At 41.6% G+C, this 21,395-nt stretch carries 20 protein-coding genes; 13 read left to right on the top strand and 7 right to left on the bottom strand.

What is annotated here, in order from left to right:
* Positions 1-145: 145 nt before the first annotated feature.
* On the bottom strand, positions 146-1,357 hold the full coding sequence (locus QWZ17_RS00410) for a FecR family protein (RefSeq protein ID WP_290302828.1): 1,212 nt from the start codon (positions 1,355-1,357) through the stop codon (positions 146-148).
* 196 nt (positions 1,358-1,553) lie between these two features.
* Between QWZ17_RS00410 and QWZ17_RS00405 the strand changes: the two genes are divergently transcribed.
* Both QWZ17_RS00405 and QWZ17_RS00400 read left to right on the top strand, forming a co-directional pair.
* Positions 1,554-1,766, top strand: a complete 213-nt coding sequence (locus QWZ17_RS00405) for a hypothetical protein (RefSeq protein ID WP_290302827.1) — start codon at positions 1,554-1,556, stop codon at positions 1,764-1,766.
* A 71-nt stretch (positions 1,767-1,837) separates the two neighbouring features.
* Positions 1,838-2,149, top strand: a complete 312-nt coding sequence (locus QWZ17_RS00400; protein WP_353959460.1) for a type II toxin-antitoxin system VapC family toxin — start codon at positions 1,838-1,840, stop codon at positions 2,147-2,149.
* 24 nt (positions 2,150-2,173) lie between these two features.
* On the opposite strand, the gene QWZ17_RS00395 is transcribed toward QWZ17_RS00400, so the two are convergent.
* From QWZ17_RS00395 to QWZ17_RS00385, 3 genes are all read right to left on the bottom strand, one after another.
* Entirely contained in the window at positions 2,174-2,803 is a 630-nt protein-coding gene (locus tag QWZ17_RS00395) for an RNA polymerase sigma factor (RefSeq protein ID WP_290302826.1), read from the bottom strand.
* Positions 2,804-2,970: 167 nt separating this feature from the next.
* Positions 2,971-3,573, bottom strand: a complete 603-nt coding sequence (locus tag QWZ17_RS00390; RefSeq protein WP_290302825.1) for a TMEM175 family protein — start codon at positions 3,571-3,573, stop codon at positions 2,971-2,973.
* A gap of 27 nt (positions 3,574-3,600) precedes the next feature.
* A complete protein-coding gene (locus QWZ17_RS00385) occupies positions 3,601-4,815 on the bottom strand; it encodes a glycoside hydrolase family 88 protein (RefSeq protein ID WP_290302824.1) in 1,215 nt (404 codons plus the stop codon).
* 207 nt (positions 4,816-5,022) lie between these two features.
* Here QWZ17_RS00385 and QWZ17_RS00380 point away from each other — a divergent pair, with 207 nt between their 5' ends.
* Entirely contained in the window at positions 5,023-5,808 is a 786-nt protein-coding gene (locus QWZ17_RS00380; protein ID WP_290302823.1) for a polysaccharide deacetylase family protein, read from the top strand.
* A 62-nt stretch (positions 5,809-5,870) separates the two neighbouring features.
* On the opposite strand, the gene QWZ17_RS00375 is transcribed toward QWZ17_RS00380, so the two are convergent.
* Entirely contained in the window at positions 5,871-6,119 is a 249-nt protein-coding gene (locus QWZ17_RS00375) for a hypothetical protein (RefSeq protein ID WP_290302822.1), read from the bottom strand.
* A 218-nt stretch (positions 6,120-6,337) separates the two neighbouring features.
* On the opposite strand from QWZ17_RS00375, the gene QWZ17_RS00370 reads away from it, so the two are divergent.
* The 8 genes from QWZ17_RS00370 (at position 6,338) to QWZ17_RS00335 (ending at position 16,967) form a co-directional block, all read left to right on the top strand.
* Entirely contained in the window at positions 6,338-7,003 is a 666-nt protein-coding gene (locus QWZ17_RS00370; protein ID WP_290302821.1) for a flavodoxin family protein, read from the top strand.
* A gap of 2 nt (positions 7,004-7,005) precedes the next feature.
* Entirely contained in the window at positions 7,006-7,392 is a 387-nt protein-coding gene (locus QWZ17_RS00365) for a DoxX family protein (RefSeq protein ID WP_290302820.1), read from the top strand.
* A gap of 487 nt (positions 7,393-7,879) precedes the next feature.
* Positions 7,880-8,482 carry an RNA polymerase sigma-70 factor gene (locus tag QWZ17_RS00360; RefSeq protein ID WP_290302819.1) on the top strand — a complete coding sequence of 201 codons (603 nt, stop codon included), beginning with the start codon at positions 7,880-7,882 and terminating at the stop codon, positions 8,480-8,482.
* Between the two features lie 89 nt (positions 8,483-8,571).
* Positions 8,572-9,765 carry a FecR family protein gene (locus tag QWZ17_RS00355; protein ID WP_290302818.1) on the top strand — a complete coding sequence of 398 codons (1,194 nt, stop codon included), beginning with the start codon at positions 8,572-8,574 and terminating at the stop codon, positions 9,763-9,765.
* A gap of 277 nt (positions 9,766-10,042) precedes the next feature.
* The gene (locus QWZ17_RS00350; protein ID WP_290302817.1) at positions 10,043-13,474 is read left to right on the top strand and encodes a SusC/RagA family TonB-linked outer membrane protein; all 3,432 of its coding nucleotides are present in this window, start codon (positions 10,043-10,045) and stop codon (positions 13,472-13,474) included.
* Between the two features lie 21 nt (positions 13,475-13,495).
* Positions 13,496-14,968: a SusD/RagB family nutrient-binding outer membrane lipoprotein gene (locus tag QWZ17_RS00345; protein ID WP_290302815.1), complete on the top strand. Its 1,473-nt coding sequence runs from the start codon at positions 13,496-13,498 to the stop codon at positions 14,966-14,968.
* Positions 14,969-15,159: 191 nt separating this feature from the next.
* Positions 15,160-16,158: a polymorphic toxin type 23 domain-containing protein gene (locus tag QWZ17_RS00340; RefSeq protein WP_290302814.1), complete on the top strand. Its 999-nt coding sequence runs from the start codon at positions 15,160-15,162 to the stop codon at positions 16,156-16,158.
* Complete coding sequence (locus QWZ17_RS00335; protein ID WP_290302813.1) at positions 16,155-16,967, top strand: hypothetical protein; 813 nt, start codon at positions 16,155-16,157, stop codon at positions 16,965-16,967. The genes QWZ17_RS00340 and QWZ17_RS00335 overlap by 4 nt, the downstream gene beginning before the upstream one ends.
* A gap of 10 nt (positions 16,968-16,977) precedes the next feature.
* Here QWZ17_RS00335 and QWZ17_RS00330 read toward each other — a convergent pair whose 3' ends face one another.
* Entirely contained in the window at positions 16,978-17,616 is a 639-nt protein-coding gene (locus tag QWZ17_RS00330; protein ID WP_290302812.1) for a response regulator transcription factor, read from the bottom strand.
* Positions 17,606-19,531, bottom strand: a complete 1,926-nt coding sequence (locus tag QWZ17_RS00325) for a sensor histidine kinase (protein ID WP_290302811.1) — start codon at positions 19,529-19,531, stop codon at positions 17,606-17,608. Before QWZ17_RS00325 ends, QWZ17_RS00330 begins: the two co-directional genes overlap by 11 nt.
* A 186-nt stretch (positions 19,532-19,717) precedes the next feature.
* Here QWZ17_RS00325 and QWZ17_RS00320 point away from each other — a divergent pair, with 186 nt between their 5' ends.
* A complete protein-coding gene (locus QWZ17_RS00320) occupies positions 19,718-20,629 on the top strand; it encodes a hypothetical protein (protein ID WP_290302810.1) in 912 nt (303 codons plus the stop codon).
* Positions 20,630-20,739: 110 nt separating this feature from the next.
* Positions 20,740-21,381, top strand: a complete 642-nt coding sequence (locus QWZ17_RS00315) for a hypothetical protein (RefSeq protein ID WP_290302809.1) — start codon at positions 20,740-20,742, stop codon at positions 21,379-21,381.
* Positions 21,382-21,395 lie beyond the last annotated feature (14 nt).

Below are 21,395 nucleotides of genomic sequence, written 5' to 3'. Positions count from 1 at the left end.
AAAACACATGATAAACCGTTTTACCAGATGAGTCCCTCCCTGAGTTAACTTATCTTTTGTACTTTTTCCATCATAGCGTTTTTAGGTTAATAATTGGTTGTTAAATTGTTTTATGTATAGGTATTGAAATGCTTGGTTTTGTATTTTACGGCATTACCGTTATGTGTTTATCTTCTATTTTAAAATTAACGCCTATGTACCGCATCATGCTCATCAATTCAGATGCCTTTACATTGCGGGATATACGACCGGTAAACTCTTTAACCGGAATTTTACCCTGAAAACTCACCTGTACATCATACCAGCGTGCGGCCTCCCTCATAATGGTTTCTATACTGGCATCTCTGAATTGAAAAATCCCATCCTTCCAGGCTATAGCATCTTCGGCATCCGGGTAGTCATTAACCTTAATTTGGCCACTTTGTTTGAGCAATGCCCGCTGACCGGGTTTTAAAATGCTTGAATTATCTTTATTGCTGATTTTTACAGATCCCTCTAATAAAGTGGTTTTCATATCAGTTTCATCGTTATAGGCCATTACATTAAAATGTGTGCCTAAAACCTCCACCACTGTATTGTTAACCTTTACCCTGAAAGGCATCTTTGCGTTTTTAGCTACTTCAAAGTAAGCTTCGCCGGTAATTTCCACTTCGCGGGTTTTACCTTTAAATACAGCCGGAAAGCTTAGCGATGATGCCGAGTTTAACCAAACTTTACTACCATCGTTAAGTACCAACTGGTATTGACCTCCTCTTGGGGTCGACACGGTATTCATCGCCGCCGCGTCGCTCTCCGTTTCGCCATCAGCTTTATATATCAGTTGTCCATCTTTGGTTTTGTTAATATGCGCAGAACCCTGTTGAGCCAAAAGACCATTTTTGGCACTATCAAGTGTGATGGTTTTGCCGTTGGCGAGCGTTAAAATCGCTTTATTACCACCGGGCAAAACATCATGCGCAGGCTGTGCTTTGGCGATAGTCCTTTTGTTAGCAGCTTTTTTATTTCCCTGGTTACTTAGCAACATATAAGCGCCAAACCCAACAAAAACCATCAATGTAGCGGCAACCCCTAATTTTAACCATTGCTGATTATTATTTGGCGGCCGTATTTGGCGTACATTATCCGGATCTGATTTGCTTTGCAATATGCTGTTAAGCATATCCATGCTTTTGGCAGCGTCAAAAAGAGGTTCGTTTACCTGCAGATTGTTCCAGGCTTCCTGAATAAGTGCTGCAAGCTCTGCATCGGTGGCCGATGAATTAATTATTTCAAATAATTCATCCTGTTCCTGCTGCGTAGCAGTTTGGTGGTAATAACTATTAAACAGGTAGTTAAGCCTTGCATCAGATGCACTCATACAGGTAGATGTTGGTTCATAATAATTGGTAAATGCCGAGTTTTAGCGGAAACTCAACTACAAGACAACTAAAGGGATAAAAAAGGGGGTATCGGTTTTGAAAAAAAATAAAAAAAGTTTTTATCCATATGATATTACAGCGATAGATCATTTTTTGAACCGACCTTTTTATAGAAACTTTGTCAAATTTGTTTATATGACAACGGTAACCATCGATATTTTAAATGATAAGGCTTTAAACCTGTTGAAGGATTTGGAGTTGCTAAACGTTATCCGGGTAAGAAAAGAAAAAACCATCGGCCCAACAAACACTGAGGATTTGGTAAAAAAATATAAAGGCGCGATGACTAAGCAACCTATAGGTGATATTGAAAAACAATTAGAGGATTTGCGTACCGAATGGGAATAAACTATCTCTGGGATACCAATACGGCCATCTACTACTTACAACAGTTATTCTCAAAAGAAGCATAAGAATTTATAGACTCTACCATAAAAACATCAACGCCTGCAATATCGGCAATTACGGAAATAGAGCTTTTATGTTGGAAAAATGCAACAGATGCCGACATTATTGTGCTGAAAAACTTTGTAGCTGATTCGGTAGTGTTTGAGCTTGAACAGGAAATCAAAGAGAAGACCGTTGAACTTCGTAAAAACTACTCCATTAAATTACCGGATGCTATAATTGCTGCAACTGCGTTGGTAAACACACTAACGCTAATAAGCAGGAATAGTAAAGATTTTGTTAAAATTGATGATTTACTGTTTACAAATCCTTTCGAACTCTAATATCATTACTTCAACACTTTCCCCTCACCTTTTAAAATAAAAAATCGCCGCAAAAATCACCGTAAAACCATCCAGGTGGGTGCGCACATAGTCGGTGATATTGATGGTGGCAATCTGAAGATATTTTTTTACGGTTTCGCGTGATAGTTTAAGCTGCTCGGCTATTTCGGCATATTTGAGTCGGTTGTGCCTGCTTAACAGGTAAACTTTTTGTTGTTGGGGTGGCAGGTGATCAATGGCTTCATCGAGCAAATTGTAATACATGCCATTATCATGTTCTACGTTTAAAATATCAACACTGCTTTCTTCCAGTTTTTTGATCTTGACACGTTCCTTGGCCAATTTTTTAAGGCAATTAAGGGCGTGATTTTTGGAGATCACAAAAAGATATGCTTTAAAATCTTCAACATTTTGGAGTGTTTCGCGGGTCATCCATATTTTCAGAAAAACATCCTGTACCACTTCTTCGGCAAGCTCGGCAGAGTTGGTGATACGATAGATGTGGACGGCCAATTGCTGATGATGCGCGATAAACAATCGGCGAAAGGCATGCTCATCACCGCCGGCTACGCTCAGCAATAATTCTTTTTCATGATGAGTATGAGTTGCTTTGGTAAGCAAGCCTTGCTCATGATCATAAGCAATATCCAACATAGATAAATGTACAGTAGTGGCAAATAATGGTTAATTAAAATGCAGGGGTATTTTCACTTAGGTTAAAACACTACTATAACAGCAAAGTTGCAAAATAGTTTATACTTTACATACATCTAAATGCATTTAGGGCGTATTATTTTTGTAGTTTATTTTAACAGACCATTTTAAACATGATGCTCATTATCCTGGTGGTTAAGTTTACGCTCGATTCTTTTATCCGGAATAAACCAAATTACAGCTACTACGGCGTATAAACCGAACCCGGCAAAAGGCACATAACAGGTAAGCGAAATTGCCACAAAGTAAATTAACAGCGATAGTTTCCCCTTCCAATCGGCACCGATGGCCTGGGCTAAAACTGATTCTTCACCATGAATATTGACCAGTATCCTGGCTAAAATGGTATAAGCTATGGCATTCATGGCCAGCACAACGCCATAACAAAAGCTTGGCCATTTTGAAAAATGATTCTCGCCCATCCAGCCGGTAACAAACGGAATAAGCGATAGCCAGAACAATAAATGCAGGTTGGCCCACAAAACAGCGCCACTTACCGAGCGTACCGCCTGCATCATATGATGGTGGTTGTTCCAATAAATGCCCACGTAAATAAAACTCAGCACATAGCTTATAAATACCGGGATCATTGGCTTTAACGACTCGATGCTATCGCCATGCGGAACTTTCATCTCTAACACCATAATGGTGATGATGATAGCTATTACACCATCGCTAAATGCTTCTAACCTGCCTTTTCCTAATGCCATGTTTAATCGTTTGCTGGCTAAAATAGTTTATTTTTTTGTACCGAAACCCTGGTAGCGTTTCATGGCTTCAATGAAATAGTAGTCTGCATAGGTTAAGGGCACATCAATTTCGGTACCGGCGGGAAAATGGCCTACACTGTGCTGCAAAATAAAACCGCCGTTTGTACCCGCGGCAGCCATATACGGAGGGGCCGAAAGTGTTTTCAAAATAGTTTGAGCCACATTAAAATACTCCTGCCCTTTTTTAGCATCGCTATACCTGCACAGCTCCAATAATGCCGAAGCCATCACCGATGCCGCCGATGCATCTTTTAACGCGTTGGGAATATTACTGGCGTTGTAATCCCAGTAGGGAATTTTATCTGCAGGCAGGTTTGGATTAGTTAATATAAAGTGGGCTATGTTTTGGGCCTGATCCAGGTATTTTTTATCGTGTGTTTCGCGGTACATTACCGTGTAGCCATACAAGCCCCATGATTGCCCCCTGGCCCACGCCGACTCATTAGCAAAGCCCTGGGCGGTTTTCTTTTCTTTTACCGCTCCTGTTTGCGCATCGTAATTAATTACGTGATACGAGCTATAATCGGCCCTGAAATGATTTTTCATGGTGGTATTGGCATGGGTAACGGCTATTTTATAATAGCTGCTATCGCCGGTTTCATGGGTGGCCCAAAATAGCAATTCCAGGTTCATCATGTTATCAATAATCACCAGGTAATCGCCGGGTTTGGAGTCCCATGATTTAATGCAGCCAACCGCCGGGTTAAACCGGGTTGAAAGGGATTTGGCGCTGTTAATCAATATCTGTTTATACTCCGGCTTTGGCTCTATTTTATTGGCATTGCCAAAGCTGCAATACATCATAAAACCCAAATCGTGCGTGTGGGTGTTAAACTGCTCCTTAGCCAGCACCCCCATAATACGGTTGGCCTCGGTAAGTGATTGCTGATCTTTAGTCTGCTGGTACAAGTATAATAAACTGCCAGAGTAAAAGCCGCTGCACCACCAACCTGAATTACTATTCTCTTGTTTATCCTTATCCGGGTGATAGGTTTTAGGAAATTCTTCGGGCCCTATTTTGGTAGCCAATACTTTGTACTGGGCATCGGCCGCGGCAAAGTTTTTTTTGATGGTTGCTAAAAGTTCCTTCTGCGGTTTAAAAGTTGTTTGTGCTAAACCGATAAAGCTGATAGCACTTAAACAAACAGTAAACGCCAGAGAGTGCAGTATTTTGATTTTCATAGGTTGGCAAATTTGGCTGGCGCTAAAATTGCAAAATTTGATTGAGATTTTATGACCCGATTTTTGCTTTCATCCCTTTTGGGTTAGGAAACCATTTTTGCATGTTAAAATATGGGTATCAACCGCCCTAAAATCTACCGTTAAATAATTATTTATTTGGCGGGAAAAAACCGGGGAATATTTACATTTGATCAATCATTTTGCACCGTGTTGAAACCGCTTATCGCCCTCCTATCCGTTTGCTTTTTTGGCCTTTTACATACCGAACCTGCCGTTAACAGCAAGGCTGTTTTAGCGCGCCGTCAAATACCCGTTTTATGTTACCACCAGATACGTGATTGGCGGGCCAGCGACCGGCAGGTAGACAAAAACTACATTATTCCGCCAGCGGCTTTTAAAGCCCATATGAAAATGCTGGCCGATAGTGGTTATCATACTATTTTACCCGACGAATTGTATAACTACCTTACCGAAGGCGCCCCGCTACCCGCAAAACCCATCATGCTAACTTTTGATGATAGCGATGGCGACCAGTTTGCCGTTGCGCGGCCGGAGCTCAATAAATACGGCTTTAAAGGTGTGTATTTTATTGTAACCAATAACCTGAGTAAAAACAAGTATTACATGGATAGGAAGCAGGTTAAGCAACTGTCTGATGAAGGCAATGTAATTGCCTGCCACACCCGCGACCATGCCAATTTCAACAAACTAAAAGGTACAGATTGGGATACACAGCTAAACATCCCAACCCGCAAACTGGAGCAAATTACAGGAAAACCGGTAAAATATTTTGCTTTCCCCTATGGCATATGGAACAGTGTCGGCTTGCCGGAGTTGCATCAGCGGGGCTTCAAAGCGGCTTTCCAACTTGATCAGCCACGGGATACAAATGATCCGCTGATGACTATAAGACGGGTTATTGATTGCGGTTATTGGAACACCAAAACCCTTGATTACTATATTAAGCATGGTTTTGGGAAACCGGTAAAGTAGCTTTATTGAACACTTGATCCCAATTGCTTTATTGCACTTTTGCACACCAAAAGCACCACTTCTTAGGCGGTTAACTCCACCTTTTGGCCAAAATCCTCGAAGCTTAGTTTCCCTTTGCGTAACTGGCTGATGTATTTAAACACGCTCAGCTTATCCAACTCGGCCTTGTAACGACCACGATCCTGGTCGGTTTGTAAATCGCCCTGTAGTTTGAGGCGGATGGAGGTACGCGAAATATCTTCTTCCAACTGATCTAAGGGACAATTGCGAAGAAGATCAAAATTGCTGCGGGGAAAAAGGATACGGTCCATGGGATTATGCTTAGCTAAATATAGCTAAGCGGAGTAAAGAGCAATTTAAGTCCGTATTATATTATTGTTATAGTTTTTTATGATGAGTTTTTAAATCAATCTGTATGTTGTGCTTAAAGATTGCAACACCCCATATACACAAACTATAGATTTAATTATTTTCTAATTAATTAAACAAATCACATAGATGCCCGTTCTTTTGATACATCTATGTAACTATGAAAGCTCTCATTATCAATTGCACATTAAAGCGAAGCCCTGATTTTTCAAATACCGGGGCGCTGGCCCAAAAAGCCGCTGGGCAATTTAAAGAACTGGGTATTGAAACAGAGATCATCCGGTTGAATGACTATACCGTATTAACCGGTAACTCATCGGATGAGGGCGATGGCGACCAATGGCCGCAAATTCTTGAAAAGATAAAAGCCTGTAATATTTTCATCATCGCTACGCCTATCTGGATGGGGCACCTGGCATCAACGTCGCAAAAGGTGATAGAAAGACTTGATGCTATTTTTAGGGATGAAGATCTGAGCGACAAACAAAACGGGCAGTACATGCCTTATAACAAAGTCGCGGGATGCTTGGTTACCGGCAATGAGGACGGCGCGCATAGTTGCGCGGCGCAAGTGCTGTGGTCGTTACAGGAAGTGGGTTTTACTATTCCGCCAAATGTTAACGCCTACTGGGTGGGCTTGGCAGGCGGCGAAAAAGATTATGTAGAAGCCGGCGGCGAACGCTACCTGTATACCAACAAAAGTTTACGTTACATGACCGCCAACCTGGCATTTATGGCGAAGCTATTAACCGATAATCCGTTCACCACCAACCTTTTGACCGAAGCAAAAAAAGCAGAAGCCGAAAGCGATAAAGCAGATGAATAAATATGAATGCAGAAAATATAAAAACCGGCAGCCGGCTGTTATTAGGCGCCGGCCTGGTATTGGCAGGTATAAGCCACTTAACCTTTGCCCGTAAAGATTTCCAGGCGCAGGTACCCTATTGGGTTCCGCTTGATAAAGATGATACCGTTTTATACTCGGGCATTGTTGAAATAACGTTAGGCAGTGCCATATTGCTAACACCCAAAAAATACCGTGGTACAGTGGGTAAAATAGCAGCCGGCTTTTTCACAGCCATTTTCCCGGGCAATATTTCGCAGTATACTCATCACAGGAGCGCTTTTGGCTTAGATACCGATGGCAAACGTTTGGCACGTTTGTTTTTTCAGCCGGCTTTGGTGTTTTGGGCTTTGAAAAGTATGGAGGTGTAAATAGGCATGCTCAAGAAAGGTTTGCATCACTTCCCCATACATATATCATAGCCTATAACATTAATTAACCATACGGTTCGAGGTCTTTTGGCTTCAACCGGCGTACGGGTAGCAGGTTTAAGCTCACAACAGAACCAGTAATTGATAGTTTATTTTTAAATGAATCTACCAAAATAAGATTTATCAATAACCCGCGTATCTGTATAGAAAATTGCGGTTTTCCTCCAGGATAAAACAATCGACACACAAGCCGGGATTTCAGAATTTTTTCGATAAAGTAAATCCCCCCATTAATCCCCTCTCCCTCCAAAAACTAAATTATCCAAAATCATAAATTGGTATTACTTTTGCAAACCAATTAAAACCAATAGGCCAACATTTATAATTCCTAGTAAATGCGCAGAACGTGCCTTTATCCATACTATCATCTGTTATCTGCAAATGATGTTAATATGAATGTTAAATTATATTTATATTCGTTATTCATATGAATAAGCTGACCGAATTAACAGACTATGAATTATTTGCCTTGTTAAAAGGCAAAAACATGGCCGCGTTCGACCAGATTTTTGAGCAGTTTTACCGGCCGCTATGCTTTTTTGCTTCGCGCATAATTCATGACCCCGCCAGTTCGCAAGATATTGTACAGGATGTTTTTGTTAGGTTTTGGCAAAAAGAAAACCTGCCCGATACGATCAATGCCATCAGGGCCTATTTATATGTGAGTGTAAAAAATTCCTGTTTCAACTACCTCGAAAAAAACAGTGTTAAACTTAAGCACCAGCAAACCCTGGTAAATACCGATATAGAAGAAGCCACCATTTTAAATAATATTATACAGGCCGAAGTATTAAGGCAGGTTTTCGCGGCGGTGGATACCCTGCCAGAACAATGCCGTAAAATTATCCGGATGACGTTTGAAGATGGTAAAAAAGCCAAAGAAATTGCCTGCGAACTGGGTATTACCATTAGTACCGTTAATAACCAAAAAATGCGCGGCCTCAGCTTACTCAAAACCCGCCTATCAGACGAAGGCCTTGCCTTAGGAATGTTGCTGCTTTTGCCTACCTTTTTCAACCATGTTAAATAAGCATTAAGCCAACTTAAAATTTATTTCAAAATCTTTTAGATAAAACCCCGCCCTTTCCTGTTCTATCACCAAATACCGGTAACAGGCAAATGGAAAACTCTAAAATTGACGCCCTTTTAAGAATCTCCGATCTGATTGGCAATTATTTAAAAGGTAATTTAAGCGAAGCAGACTCTGCCGAGTTATTTTCATGGGTTGACGCCAGCGAAGCCAACAGCGCGTTATTTGATAAGCTCCTGAACGAACAGGAACTGGAAAACCTTCATGCACAATATACATCATTTGATACCGAAAGCGCTTTATTGAATGTAAAAGCGCAATTGCAACCTGCCCCTGTTAAAGTACATAACCGAAGCCGCACGTGGTTATGGGCCGCCGCGGCTTCGGTTATCTTGTGCCTGGCAATTGGCATACCAGCCTACCTGCATTATGCGCAAAAGCAACAACAGGAGGTGGCCGCTGTAAAACAAACTATTCAGATTATCCCGGGTGGTAATAAAGCTGTGCTTACACTTGCCAATGGCAAACAGGTAGTGTTAAATGGGGCTGCCAATGGCAATATAGCCAGCCAGGCAAATACGGCCGTAAAGAAACTGGCCGATGGTTTGGTGGCCTACAACAGCGGGGCTAATGCAAATAACCAGGCAGCCATAACAACTTATAATACCATGAGCACTCCGCGAGGCGGCCAATACCATATTATACTGGCCGATGGTACCAACGTATGGCTCAATGCTGCCTCATCTATCAAATTCCCGGTTGCATTTAATGGTAGCGAGCGCCGGGTACAAGTTAACGGCGAGGCTTATTTTGAGGTAGCACATGATAAAACAAAGCCTTTCAGAGTTGAAAGCAATGGGCAAACCATAGAGGTATTGGGTACTCATTTTAATGTAAATGCCTATGCCGATGAAAACGAAGTAAAAACAACCTTATTAGAAGGCAGCGTAAAAGTAAAAGTGGGCGATAAAAGCTACACACTTAAACCAGGCGAGCAATCGCGGTTTAAAAACGGGGTGGTTAATATTACCGACGGTGATACAGATGAAGCTACAGCCTGGAAAAAGGGAGTATTTCACTTTAACGATGCCAGCATTGAATCTGTAATGAGGCAGCTAAGCCGTTGGTATGATGTTGATGTACGGTACGAAGGCAAACTAAAAGAGCGCACATTCTCTGGCGAAATATCAATGAATGTGAATGCATCACAAATACTGGATGCCATGAGCTTTAAAAAAATTCATTATACAATTGAAGGAAAAACAATTATTGTAAGGCCTTAAAACAAACAGATAACCTATTTATAAACCCAAACCCAGCTTAATGAAAAAAAACATACAAAAAACGCTTTAGGCGCTCCCCAGCAAGGTTATTTAAATAACCGCACCCCGACTGGCATCAGGGTACGGTAAATATTTGAGTTAACCCTTCCGGCAAACCGGAAAAACAAGTTTAGTGTCCCTAACCATGTATTAACCCAAACTTTCCAAAAGTATGAAATTAAATGCTTTTTTAATGGCCATATATAAACCGTGGCTACCCAAAAAAATTCTATTGGTTATGAAATTGACTACCTTATTTATGGTCATAGCCTTTATGCAATGCAGCGCGAGCGCGTTTAGTCAGAAAATTAATCTCGACGCTACCAACGTACCTTTAAAAAAGGTATTACAGGCAATTAACAAACAAAACGGTTACCTGTTTTTTTACGATACTAAAGATGTACGTAATAAAAACATCACGGTAAAAGTAAAAGACGCGTCAATGGATGAAGCGTTAAGCGCTTGCCTTAAAAACCTGCCTTTAACCTATAAAATTGTCAACAATACCGTTTTTTTACAGGAAAAAGAATACACTGCCGCAAACGTTATACAACTGAGTATTAAAGGAAAAGTTGTTGACGATAAGGGCCAGGCCTTACCAGGTGCCAGTATTAAACTTAAAGGCACAAATTTAGGGGTAAGCGCAGATTTAAACGGAACTTTCAGCATCAATGTACCAGATGAAAAAAGCGTTTTAATTGTAAGCTTTGTTGGCTTTGAGCCTAAAGAAGTTACTGTTGGCAACAATATTTTTTTAACCATCAGTCTCAATGCATCGGGCAAGCTCAGCGAAGTTATTGTAACAGCGTTGGGTATTAAAAAAGACGAAAAACAATTGGGCTACTCTATAAGCCAGATTGGCGGCGAAGAGGTATCACTTACCCGCGAGCCTACTTTTATCAATGCCTTAGAGGGCAAAGTAGCCGGTTTAGTAGTACAAAGCCCGCCCAACGGACCTGGTGGTTCTTCAAGAGTTATCCTGCGTGGTAATTCATCATTCTCGGGTTCAAACCAGCCTTTGTATGTTGTTGATGGTGTACCTATTAACAGTACAACCCGCGAAAACAGCGACGACGGCGGCAAAGTTTACGGCGGATCTGATCCAGGCGACGGCTTATCATCTATCAATCCCGATGATATTGAAACCATAAGCGTACTTAAAGGTGCATCGGCAGCGGCGCTTTATGGCGGCGGTGCCCAGGCCGGCGTTATTTTAATCACCACAAAAAAGGGCAAAAAAGGCCAGGGTCTTGGTATAAGCTTTAACAGCAATACCGTACTTGAAAAAATGGTACCGTACGATCATTTGCAAACCCAGTACGGCCGTGGCTATCTTGGTCGCCCCTATACACCCGCCGATTACGGCGATCCAATATTTTACGGTCAGTTAGGCGATAACTCCGGCGATCCTCCGGGATGGTCATGGGGCGGTAAGTTGGATGGCAGGCCGTTTTTAGATATTGATGGAAAAACAAAACCATACGTATCTCAATCGGCAGCAAAAAACTTTGATCGTTTCTTTAATACCGGTGTAACCACCACCAATAGTTTGGCCTTTACCAAGGGTACCGAAAACGGATCATACCGGGTATCGCTATCACAAACAAAGGATAACCTGCCTACACCAGGCGAAAAGTATGAGCGCTATAACGCCGTAATACGAGCCACGCAGGATTATGGCACCAGGCTGCACACCGATTTCAAGGTTGATTTATCAAGAACCTTGCGCCTCAATGCGCCGCTTTTACGCGGCGACGGCCGTGGTTCGTTTGGTTTGGCTTATCCACGTATTGCCAGCTCAACAGATATTACACTATTGGATGCTAAAACACCCGATGGTAAATATCTGTCGACTTATAATGCCAACCCTTATGTGCAAATAGAGCAGGTAACCAATAACCAAACTCAAAACCGCATTTTATCATCGGGCAATATTACTTATGATATTACCGACCACCTGCACGCCAATTTAATTGCGGGTTATGATTACATCAATACACCGGCTTTATTTGTGATACGCCCGAATAACGTTATCAATACTAACGGAGTGTACCGCACAACTACCATCGAGCAGCAAAAATCTGATGTTAGGGCGATGCTATCTTACGATCACAAATTTTCTGATCTTACATTCAACGCCTTTGCAGGTGCCGAATTGCAAAATTCACAGCAATACTCGCTGGATCTGTATGCCGAAGGTCTGGCCGATCCTAACCTGTTGAACTTTAGCAATGCCAGTAATGTCCACCCGCCAACAGAATCGCATACGCCGAGATATAAAACCAACTCTGTTTTTGCTGAGATGCAATTTGGGTATAAAAACTATTTATTTTTAGAGATAACAGGTCGTAATGACTGGTATTCGGCATTGTCATCTACCCGTCCTGATTTTAAACCAAACTTATTTTATCCATCGGCTAACTTAAGCTTCGTATTTACCGATGCTTTAAAAATAGACCAATCTGTATTATCATTCGGTAAAATCAGGGCATCTATAGGGCAAACCGGCAGCAACCCTACCCCGCAGTTAACCGATTTAACATTTACGCTTAAACCGCCTGTAAATGGCATCACCAATGCCGAAATTACCGGCTCTACTGTACCGCCGCCAAGCTTAAAGCCCGAAACTACTACTGAAACAGAAATTGGAACCGAGCTGAAGTTTTTTCAAAACAGGATTTCTCTTGATTTTGCTTACTACTACAAAAAATCTGATAACTTTTTGCTGCAATCATCAATCAGTAGCACTACCACCTATGGCTCGCTGTATTTCAATGCCGGATCGATGTATAACCGCGGTGTGGAGTTAGCTATTAGCGGCAGCCCGATAAAAACGAAGGATTTTACCTGGACTGTGGGCTTTAATGGTGCCAAAAACAAAAATATGGTAACCGCGCTTGATCCTACCATCGGTGCAAACGGCATTTCGCATTATTACAATATCAAATCAAAAGTAGGCTACCCGCTGGGATCTATCTTCGGGAGCACATTTTTGAAAAATGCCCAGGGCCAGGATGTATACATTCCGGTAAATTCAAGGTACGGCACATCTGATTCTTCGCAGCCAAATGACGCGGTTATAAAAGATGTTAACAACAATGAAAGCTACCTTGGTTCGGCCAATCCAAATTGGTCTGGCGGTATAACCAATACCATTAACTACAAAAACTTCTCCTTCAGTTTCCTTATCGACGGACAGTTTGGCGGCCAGATTTACGAGGCCGGCGCCAGGTGGACCAACTACTTTGGTAACTCCGAAGCTTCACTTGTTGGCCGCGATGGTAATTATGTGCCTAACGGTGTTATCAACACAGGTACAGCCAGCGCGCCAGTTTACACCAAGAACACGTTGCCATTTAGCCCTTATATCCAATATAACGATGGTGGTAACGCCGATAAAAGCGCCGATGAAGCCCATGTATTTAGCCGTACATTTATCAAATTCAGGCAAATATCATTAGGTTACAGCTTACCTAAAAGTGTATTGGGCAACAGCCGCATCCGCTCGGTTACCTTCTCGCTTATCGGCCGTAACCTTTTCTATATCAAGAAAAACCTGCCAACGTTTGATCCCGAAGCATCAGACAGTATTGCCCAGGGTTACGGATATGATAGCGGAGCGCTGCCAACCAGCCGCACTTATGGCTTCAATTTAAATGTTACCTTTTAATCATATAGAAAGGAGAAAATCATGAAAAATTTATTCAACAGCATATTATTCTTTTTTATAGTTGCCGCGCTTACGGGTTGCACCAAAAACTTTGCTAAGTACAATTTAAATCCGGATGCTATTACTTCCGTTGATCCGGGCGCGTTGTTATCAGATGCCACAGTTAATACATCCAACGTAGATATGTTTCCGCGAACAGCTTATTGCCACGCGTTTATGCAATATGGCTACGCTAATGACTGGCCGGGCAATGCATATGTTGCTACCGATGATGTATCGCAACGTTACTGGAACAACTTTTACCGGCCGGCGCTTAACGATCTGGAATATATTGTACCCGTGCTAAAAGCCCGCACCGATATGCAATCAACCTACGCGGCTGCCCGTATATGGCGCGTATTTATTTATCAAAAATTAACTGATTATTACGGCGATATCCCTTACAGCCAGGCAGGTAAAGCTTTAAATGATAAGGTATTTACGCCAGTTTATGATCCGCAACAACAAATCTATACCGATTTTGTAAAAGAGCTAAGGGAATCAATAACCCTTTTAACAAACAATGCAAGCCAAAAAGTAAGCGGCGACCAGTTTTATGGTGGCAGCGCTGCGGGGTGGAAAAAACTGGCGTCGTCTATGTTATTACGCATAGGCATGCGTTTAATAAAGGTTGATCCTACCCAGGCCTCGGCTTTAGCAAAAGAAGCCATTGCCGATGGTGTAATGACCAGCAATGCCGATATGCCAATTTTACTGCACAATTCTGCAGCGCCAAATGGTTTTAACTTTACACTGAATGATGGTGAGAATGATTTCTTTTTGCATAAAACGCTAATAACCGAAATGAAGGTAGCCGGCGACCCGCGTTTGGCTGTATACGGCGGCGTTTATAACACTTTTGTAGCCAATAGCGGTACCAAAACTTTGCCTGTTGATACTACGCAATTTATTGGCTACAGCTTTAAAGCAACCGACCCGGCACCAAATACAAGGGTTAACTATGACGCTTTTGGGCAAAAAGATACCCCTTTCTTTGATTTTGCTTATGCAGAAGTTGAGTTTTTAACCGCCGAAGCCATAGTACGCGGATACATTACAGGCAGCGCTGCCGATCATTACAAGGCAGGCATCACCGGCCACATGCAATCGTTAGCCAAGCTATCGGGCGGCCCGGTAATTACGGATGCGCAAATAAGCGCCTATCTTGCCAAAAATCCACTACCGGCTACTGCCGAAGCTCAGATAGCTAAAATCAATACCGAGTTTTGGGTGGCCGGTTTTGTTTTTGACGCCGACGAAGTTTGGGCCAACTGGCGCCGTACAGGTTACCCTGTATTAACTCCTAATCCTGGTACTTCGGGTGTTATTCCGCGTAAAATACCCTATCCTCAATCAGAGTTTAATTTAAATAATGCCAATGTAACCGCTGCAATAGCAAATTACGGTGGCACCAATAATTTTAATGCCAAAGCCCGCGTTTGGTGGGATAAATAAATTTCTGGGGTTTGATTTGATTAAGTAAAGGCCGCTTCCTTGTTTACCAGGAGCGGCCTTTTTTTATGCTTGTGTTACCCTGCCGCGGTAGTGGTTTGCCTACATCTCGCTAAATCAAAATCCGCAGGTTTGGGTAGCTTTACTTAGAAGTAGGTATTAGTTTTTCTGAATTTTATAGGCATATTTATGGGATGAAACCTTTAATCACTGCATTTTTACTTTTAACGGTGCTTACCATAAAAGTTTTTGCGCAAAGTAAAGTTCAGTACGTTTCTAACGCTCAAAACCTGCAATGGGGTGTTACCATAAAAGGCTCGATTGAGTTTGGTTTCGGAAAAAATGCCAGCAGGCCTAACCCTGTTTTCCGGCTTTCGGCAGATGCGGGTGTAGGTTCAAATTTTATCGCGAAGTGGTTTTTACCAACACTTAACCAGGAGCTTCAATTATACACCGGCGGTTTCGGCAGCAGGAGCCGGGCACCTTCATTTACTCCGAGGCTTACGTTTGATGCTATTACCGCTGTTACCTTTACAGCAGGGTTTTCAACTAACAATTTTACCCGCCCTAACGCCATTTTACTGACCGATAGGGATGTGCCTTTATATTACTTTTCCAATTTTGCAAGGCCTGCTTTGCAAAATCCTTATAAATGGTCATTATCTATAGGAGATAATTTCATTTTTAGTTCTGACAAAGAAAAACACTGCCAGATTGTGGGCTTTACCAATGCCCATGTATTTGACCACTTTCAAGTGATATATTACAATGATGGTGGCGAGCTCGATGCTATAAAACTTGGCGATAAGGGCGACCGATACCATACCGGCGGCGGTTTGCTGGTTTATAATGGAAAGAGACATACTGATTTTAATTTAATAGAAATAGGTTATGCCAAATTCACCGGCGATGCAGGCGACGGATTTAAACTCTCCAACAATATGGGCCTCGCTTATATCGATTACCATGATCCGGAACAACAAATGTTTAACAAAGGCATAGTAAGCATAACCGTGGCTAATCCATCAAAAGGCTACGGGGTCGATCTCTGTTTTAATAACTACATCAGTTTGGATGCCCAAAACATAATCCATTATAATAACGACAATGCTTTTCACCTGGTGCCTTACCCTCATTACATATCTGTAATAGCTTCGGGATACCTGTTAAATAATCAAATTGGCTTGCGATGAGAAGAAACTACTTTTTGCTGATTTATTGTACATTGTTATTATCGGGCTGTGGTAAATATTTTTATTATGTAGATGATCCGAAACCAACAGATACTTACCAGTACATCAACCTGGATTCGACTTATCAGTTATACATCCGTAAAACCTACATCAGCCAAAAAAATGGCTATTTTATGTTGGATAACACCCAAAAACCTGCTCCTGCCGGCACCCCGATTGGAGAAATTGAGTACCTGCTGTTTTCGGGTACCGAAAAGAAGGTTATTTATATAACCACCGTGAGGGATAAGTTTAAAGACTACTATTCCAATCGGGGAAAATTAACTGATAAAGATCTTAACGTTTATGATTTCAACAAATTTTACCCTGGTAAATGGATAACCGACGGCCTGCATCCCAGCTCAATGGGCTTTGTAGATAGCGGAAGCAATATTTATTGGGAAACATCATTCAATACCGACCAATCACTGCTATACATAAACTGCCGGGACGAATACAAAGCCAACGGAACTCAAAGTACAATTGCCATTACCTGTTTACTGAAGAACCCTTTAGTTTTCAGAAGAGTTGATACTCCTTTTAAAGTCGTTTTTTTTGATAAATGTTATAGCGGGCAAAAAACTAACACACCTGTTGATCTTCAGGCCCCGGGCAGAATTTATTTTAAAGCCGGCAATACCGCCAAAAATGGCTATAATATATATTTCAGGTTTGTGAGCGAATTACCGCCGTCAAAAAACAAGTACAAGAACGTTAAGTTTAAAAATAAGCGGCTGGAATTTTCGCCGGCTGATTTATTTGATAACTAACACTAAGGCCCTATAACCTGTTATCAATGGCAAAACGGGTTAAACCTGCCGACGTTTTGATGTTTAATTTATGGCAGATGTTTTTGCGATGGGTTGATACCGTTAATACCGAGATAAACAAATGTTCGGCTATTTCCTTGGTCGAAAAACCACGACGGATAAGCGAAAGTATCTCTACTTCGCGCGACGAAAGCCGGTGTTTGTTTAAAAACTCGTCTTTTACAGAAAAAGCCGGAGTTGCTTCTTTCGTCGTAAAATCTTCAAATACAAACCCACCTGCCGCAACCTTTTTTATCGTATCCAGCAATACCATAAAATCACAGTCTTTTTTCAGGTACCCGGCTACGCCCATCTTCTTTAAATCAATCATTAAATTGTTGTTTAAATAGGTTGAAAGGATGATGATGCGGGTTTGGGGGAAATATTTAAGCAAATGTTTAGATGCCTCGATACCATCCATTTCGGGCATATTTAAGTCAATAAGCGCGATAGCTGCCTGCTGATGGTTAAACCAGTGGATAAGTTCTTTACCATTCTTTACCGTACCCACAAGCAAAATTTCGGGAACGGTACTCAACAGGGCCGAAAGCCCATCGGTAAACAGTTTATGATCATCGGCAATTAAAATTTTTATCAAATCAGGCCTCATACTTAAAGTTTGAATGGTTAAACGGAAGTTCAATGATTACGGTAGTACCACGGTGACTTGAATCGATATTAACTGTGCCGTGAAATAACCTGGTGCGTTGCGAAATATTTTTGATCCCTATACCCTTGGTGTTTGCAGTAGTATTGGCCGAAAAGCCTTTACCATCATCCTCGGCCACTATCCTGATCAGGTTTTTATCTTTAATTACAATGTACTGCAACACCGCTTCGGCAGCGCCCGAGTGTTTCAATGTGTTATTGATCAGTTCGCTAAAAATCCGGTACATGGCAATCTCGAAAGCATGGTTAAAACTTAGCCCTGCATCATCGGCTATAAAACCAAACTTTATCTGCTGGTTAAGGTTAATCTGGTCTATTTCTTCTTCAAGTGTTGCCACCATACCCTTTTTTGAAAAATCGGGCGGCATTAAGTTGTGCGATATATGCCGTAAATCGTCGCAGGCTTTGGTAAGCAACGTAACGGTATTAAAATAAAAGCTTTGCAATGATTCATCAAACAACTGTATCCTGTTTTGAAAGCTGGTAACATTTAGCTTAATGGTGGCCAGGGTACTGCCAAGGTCATCATGTAAATCGCGGGCAAGCCTGTTACGTTCTTCTTCCTCGGCAAGCATTACCTGTTCCAGCAGCCGGGAATTTTCAATTACCAGTTTTTTATTACCTGCCAACGCATCGTTATACCGGTAGGTAAGGGCAAGGGCAAGTAAAACTATCTCCAAAGTTGAACCAACAACCAGGCCGTTTGGCCGTACCAGGTTAAAGTTGGTAATACCCAGTGTGTTAAATATATAATTTAAAATACCCAGTAACAGGGGCGTAATGGCCAAAAAATAAAAATAAGCCGGCCTGAAGCCTTCGCGCATGCGCTGTATGGCGCTGCCCGCTACTACCACAGTACTAAGCAGGGCCTGCAGGTTAACAACATAAAAAACAGCCTGCTCCATCCAGATGGCCGGGTGAAAAAACAGCATGGCAAAAATAAAAGGCGATACAATATACCCCACGTATTTAAACGTTTGGGCAGCGTAAAAAAAGAAACCGTTCTTTTTAGTTTGGGCAACAAAAAGCTGCATAATTTCAATTATAAAAGCGTTGCCCAATGCCGCAACCAAAGGTCTCATCTCATCCTGAAGGTATGGGATTGATGGGTATATCCACTCAAATCCGTGTCCCTGCTCTTCCAGGAAAAATATCAGTGAGCACAGTACGTATAAACAGTAAAACAAGTGGATTTTATCTTTTATAGAGAAATACAGAAAAATGTTAAAAACGATAGCCAATAGCAACACACCGGCCAAAAAAGCATCGGTGGTATAATTGCTTATCTCGGCCTGCCAAACCGTGGTATCTTTCCATAGGTACATAGGCATATATAAATTATGACCCACTTTATCGGCAAAAACATAATACGTTTTGGTTTCGCCGGGCTTTAGCACAATGTTGAATAAAAAAGCCCTGTTTAAAACAGGCCGCTGCTTAAACGGATAGTGAGCACCTGTTGGGCCGGTTACTTTTATCTGTTTGCCATCAAGTTCATAAAAAAACATCCTGCTTACATCCGAGCTTGATTGCCAAAAGAACAGCGATGCAGTATGCTGCGTAATATTTTTAAGTGTAAATGTTACCCAATAATATGAATTGGTGTATCCCCTGCTTAAGGTAACCTTATTTAATACCTCAAATGCCCCTTTATTTCGTTGAACAATGGCCTGATTTATATCGATTTTCAATGATTTGTCTTCATAAAACCATATATGCCCCGGTAGTGGCAGCTTGTCGTCATCGTTAACAAGCAAGGTATCTGTTTGCGAAAGTTTGGTACCGGCGGCGCAAACACGCGGCAGGCAAATGCATAAAAGCAGCGGTACTGCATATAAGCTTATCAACCTTTTCATTAATTGTTTTTTGTTCAGGTTAAAGTACAATGATACTTATTGGCAGTAAATACCCAATTGGAGGTATTTACTGCCAACAATTTATGTGAAATATACCTAAAACTAAGTATTCCTGAGGGTTTTAAATGCTGATAACTTTATGAAAAATAACGGGAACAGTTAATTTAAAAACCAAATCTTATTATAATGAAAAAAGCAACTATCATTATTATACTGCTTGCCGCAACTGCCACATTTGCTAAGGCAAAGGCACCTGCTGATACTACAGCAGCAGGCAAGGATTATACCATAGCCGACTACAAAGGCAAGACTTTTATATTTGATGCCAATTTGCGCATTACCGAATGCGATGCAACAGGAATCGCGACTACAAATACGGTAATTGCTTACCAGGGGTCGCGCTTTTTTGTAGTGAAGGTTGACCCTAAAACAGGCGATTTAACTATAAAATTTTTAGTTTGGACCTTACCTAAAATAGGTGCCACCGATACAGGTTTTATCAGAAAGCATTACGAAGTACAACTAAATAACCGGCGTACCTACAACTTTAAATCGGAACCGGAAAGCCTTGTTGCACCCGGCAGCAGGCCAAAATCCGATATCAAGTATTTTATACTTACTCAAAGAGACAAAGCTACATCGGTATCTGAATATACTAAGGGGCAAAACTGGAGTGTTAATTTTGGTACGTTTACCGCACCATTTAAATTCAGACCCACAAAATCGGTTTGGAAGGATAATGTATCTTTTGGCACAACCGTATCAGCACAATATAAATTAAGTAAAGATTGGTCGGTTGGCGGGGTACTGGGATTTTCGTTATCGTCCGTATCACTTGATAGCGCGTCTACCAATGGTTATACAAAAACAAGTACCGACAGGCCAGCTTATTCCCCGTCATTAAGCGGATTGATAAGTTACAAAAACATAAACTTTACGCTGGGCGGTGGTATTGACTGGATAAACCGTCCAACCCCGCTGGAGCGAAGCTGGATATTTCATGGCAAACCCTGGATAGGCCTGGGGATAGGCGTAAACTTGTTTACCAATAAAGAGGCGCAAACAGCAACCACAAAGCCGGCAGATCAAAGTAATTAAACGGTACTGTACAAATTGTAATAACCTAAACCATATCTATACCTTACCGTCATTTGATTAAGATGACGGTAAGTTTTTTTTTAAAAAATTAATTCAAATCCCCTTTAAACATGTATTTAATCAAAAAAAACTTACTTGTTACGGCCTGTGCCCTAACACTGATTAGCGGAAGCTGCAAAATTATACAGGTAAAAAATGAACCTATTTACCCTAACAATCCGCAGGATAAATTAGGAGACATGAGCATACCAAGCTATAAAAAAGAGGATTTTACTTTGGCGGCTATATTGGTTGTTAAAATCATTAACAGCGAAACATTTAAAAACAGATTAAAAGATTCGGTAGCGCAATATTCAGCCGGCGGTGCTTACAGCGCGGCCTGGACGGGCTGGGATACTGACAGAATAACAACAGGAATGAGGGCCAAAATACAAGGCTTAACTGTTGAAACTTATGGCGGGCCATTTGCGGCTATAAGCCATTGGTTTAGCGGCAATATTGCCAATGATGGTAATAATAACGCTGGTACCGCAACGGGGCCAATCAAACTAAACCGTACCGGCATGCCGAGGCATACGATAGCCGACTTATGTAATACCATAGCTCATGAAGCGGCACATCGCGTTGGGATGACCCACCCGCATAGTAATACCGATTTAACAATAGCATTTAAAGAACCGCCTTATATCGTCGGTTCGCTGGTTCATACTTTAGCCATTGAAGCTATAAAAAACGGAATAAATACGCTATAGTATCAGGAGCTACC

Source organism: Mucilaginibacter flavus, assembly GCF_030409315.1.
GTDB classification, from domain to species: domain Bacteria; phylum Bacteroidota; class Bacteroidia; order Sphingobacteriales; family Sphingobacteriaceae; genus Mucilaginibacter; species Mucilaginibacter flavus.
Note: the sequence above shows the minus strand (reverse complement) of the source record. Positions and strands in the feature narration are given on the sequence as shown.

Bases quoted from the DNA above. Each gene is read 5' to 3' on its own strand.
- QWZ17_RS00320 (WP_290302810.1), top strand. From the start codon at position 19,718: ATGAAAAAAGCAACTATCATTATTATACTGCTTGCCGCAACTGCCACA.
- QWZ17_RS00340 (WP_290302814.1), top strand. From the start codon at position 15,160: ATGAAACCTTTAATCACTGCATTTTTACTTTTAACGGTGCTTACCATA.
- QWZ17_RS00395 (WP_290302826.1), bottom strand. From the start codon at position 2,803: ATGTTGGATATTGCTTATGATCATGAGCAAGGCTTGCTTACCAAAGCA.
- QWZ17_RS00345 (WP_290302815.1), top strand. From the start codon at position 13,496: ATGAAAAATTTATTCAACAGCATATTATTCTTTTTTATAGTTGCCGCG.
- QWZ17_RS00385 (WP_290302824.1), bottom strand. From the start codon at position 4,815: ATGAAAATCAAAATACTGCACTCTCTGGCGTTTACTGTTTGTTTAAGT.
- QWZ17_RS00335 (WP_290302813.1), top strand. From the start codon at position 16,155: ATGAGAAGAAACTACTTTTTGCTGATTTATTGTACATTGTTATTATCG.
- QWZ17_RS00360 (WP_290302819.1), top strand. From the start codon at position 7,880: ATGAATAAGCTGACCGAATTAACAGACTATGAATTATTTGCCTTGTTA.
- QWZ17_RS00330 (WP_290302812.1), bottom strand. From the start codon at position 17,616: ATGAGGCCTGATTTGATAAAAATTTTAATTGCCGATGATCATAAACTG.
- QWZ17_RS00325 (WP_290302811.1), bottom strand. From the start codon at position 19,531: ATGAAAAGGTTGATAAGCTTATATGCAGTACCGCTGCTTTTATGCATT.
- QWZ17_RS00365 (WP_290302820.1), top strand. From the start codon at position 7,006: ATGAATGCAGAAAATATAAAAACCGGCAGCCGGCTGTTATTAGGCGCC.
- QWZ17_RS00375 (WP_290302822.1), bottom strand. From the start codon at position 6,119: ATGGACCGTATCCTTTTTCCCCGCAGCAATTTTGATCTTCTTCGCAAT.
- QWZ17_RS00355 (WP_290302818.1), top strand. From the start codon at position 8,572: ATGGAAAACTCTAAAATTGACGCCCTTTTAAGAATCTCCGATCTGATT.
- QWZ17_RS00390 (WP_290302825.1), bottom strand. From the start codon at position 3,573: ATGGCATTAGGAAAAGGCAGGTTAGAAGCATTTAGCGATGGTGTAATA.
- QWZ17_RS00350 (WP_290302817.1), top strand. From the start codon at position 10,043: ATGAAATTGACTACCTTATTTATGGTCATAGCCTTTATGCAATGCAGC.
- QWZ17_RS00410 (WP_290302828.1), bottom strand. From the start codon at position 1,357: ATGAGTGCATCTGATGCAAGGCTTAACTACCTGTTTAATAGTTATTAC.
- QWZ17_RS00315 (WP_290302809.1), top strand. From the start codon at position 20,740: ATGTATTTAATCAAAAAAAACTTACTTGTTACGGCCTGTGCCCTAACA.
- QWZ17_RS00405 (WP_290302827.1), top strand. From the start codon at position 1,554: ATGACAACGGTAACCATCGATATTTTAAATGATAAGGCTTTAAACCTG.
- QWZ17_RS00370 (WP_290302821.1), top strand. From the start codon at position 6,338: ATGAAAGCTCTCATTATCAATTGCACATTAAAGCGAAGCCCTGATTTT.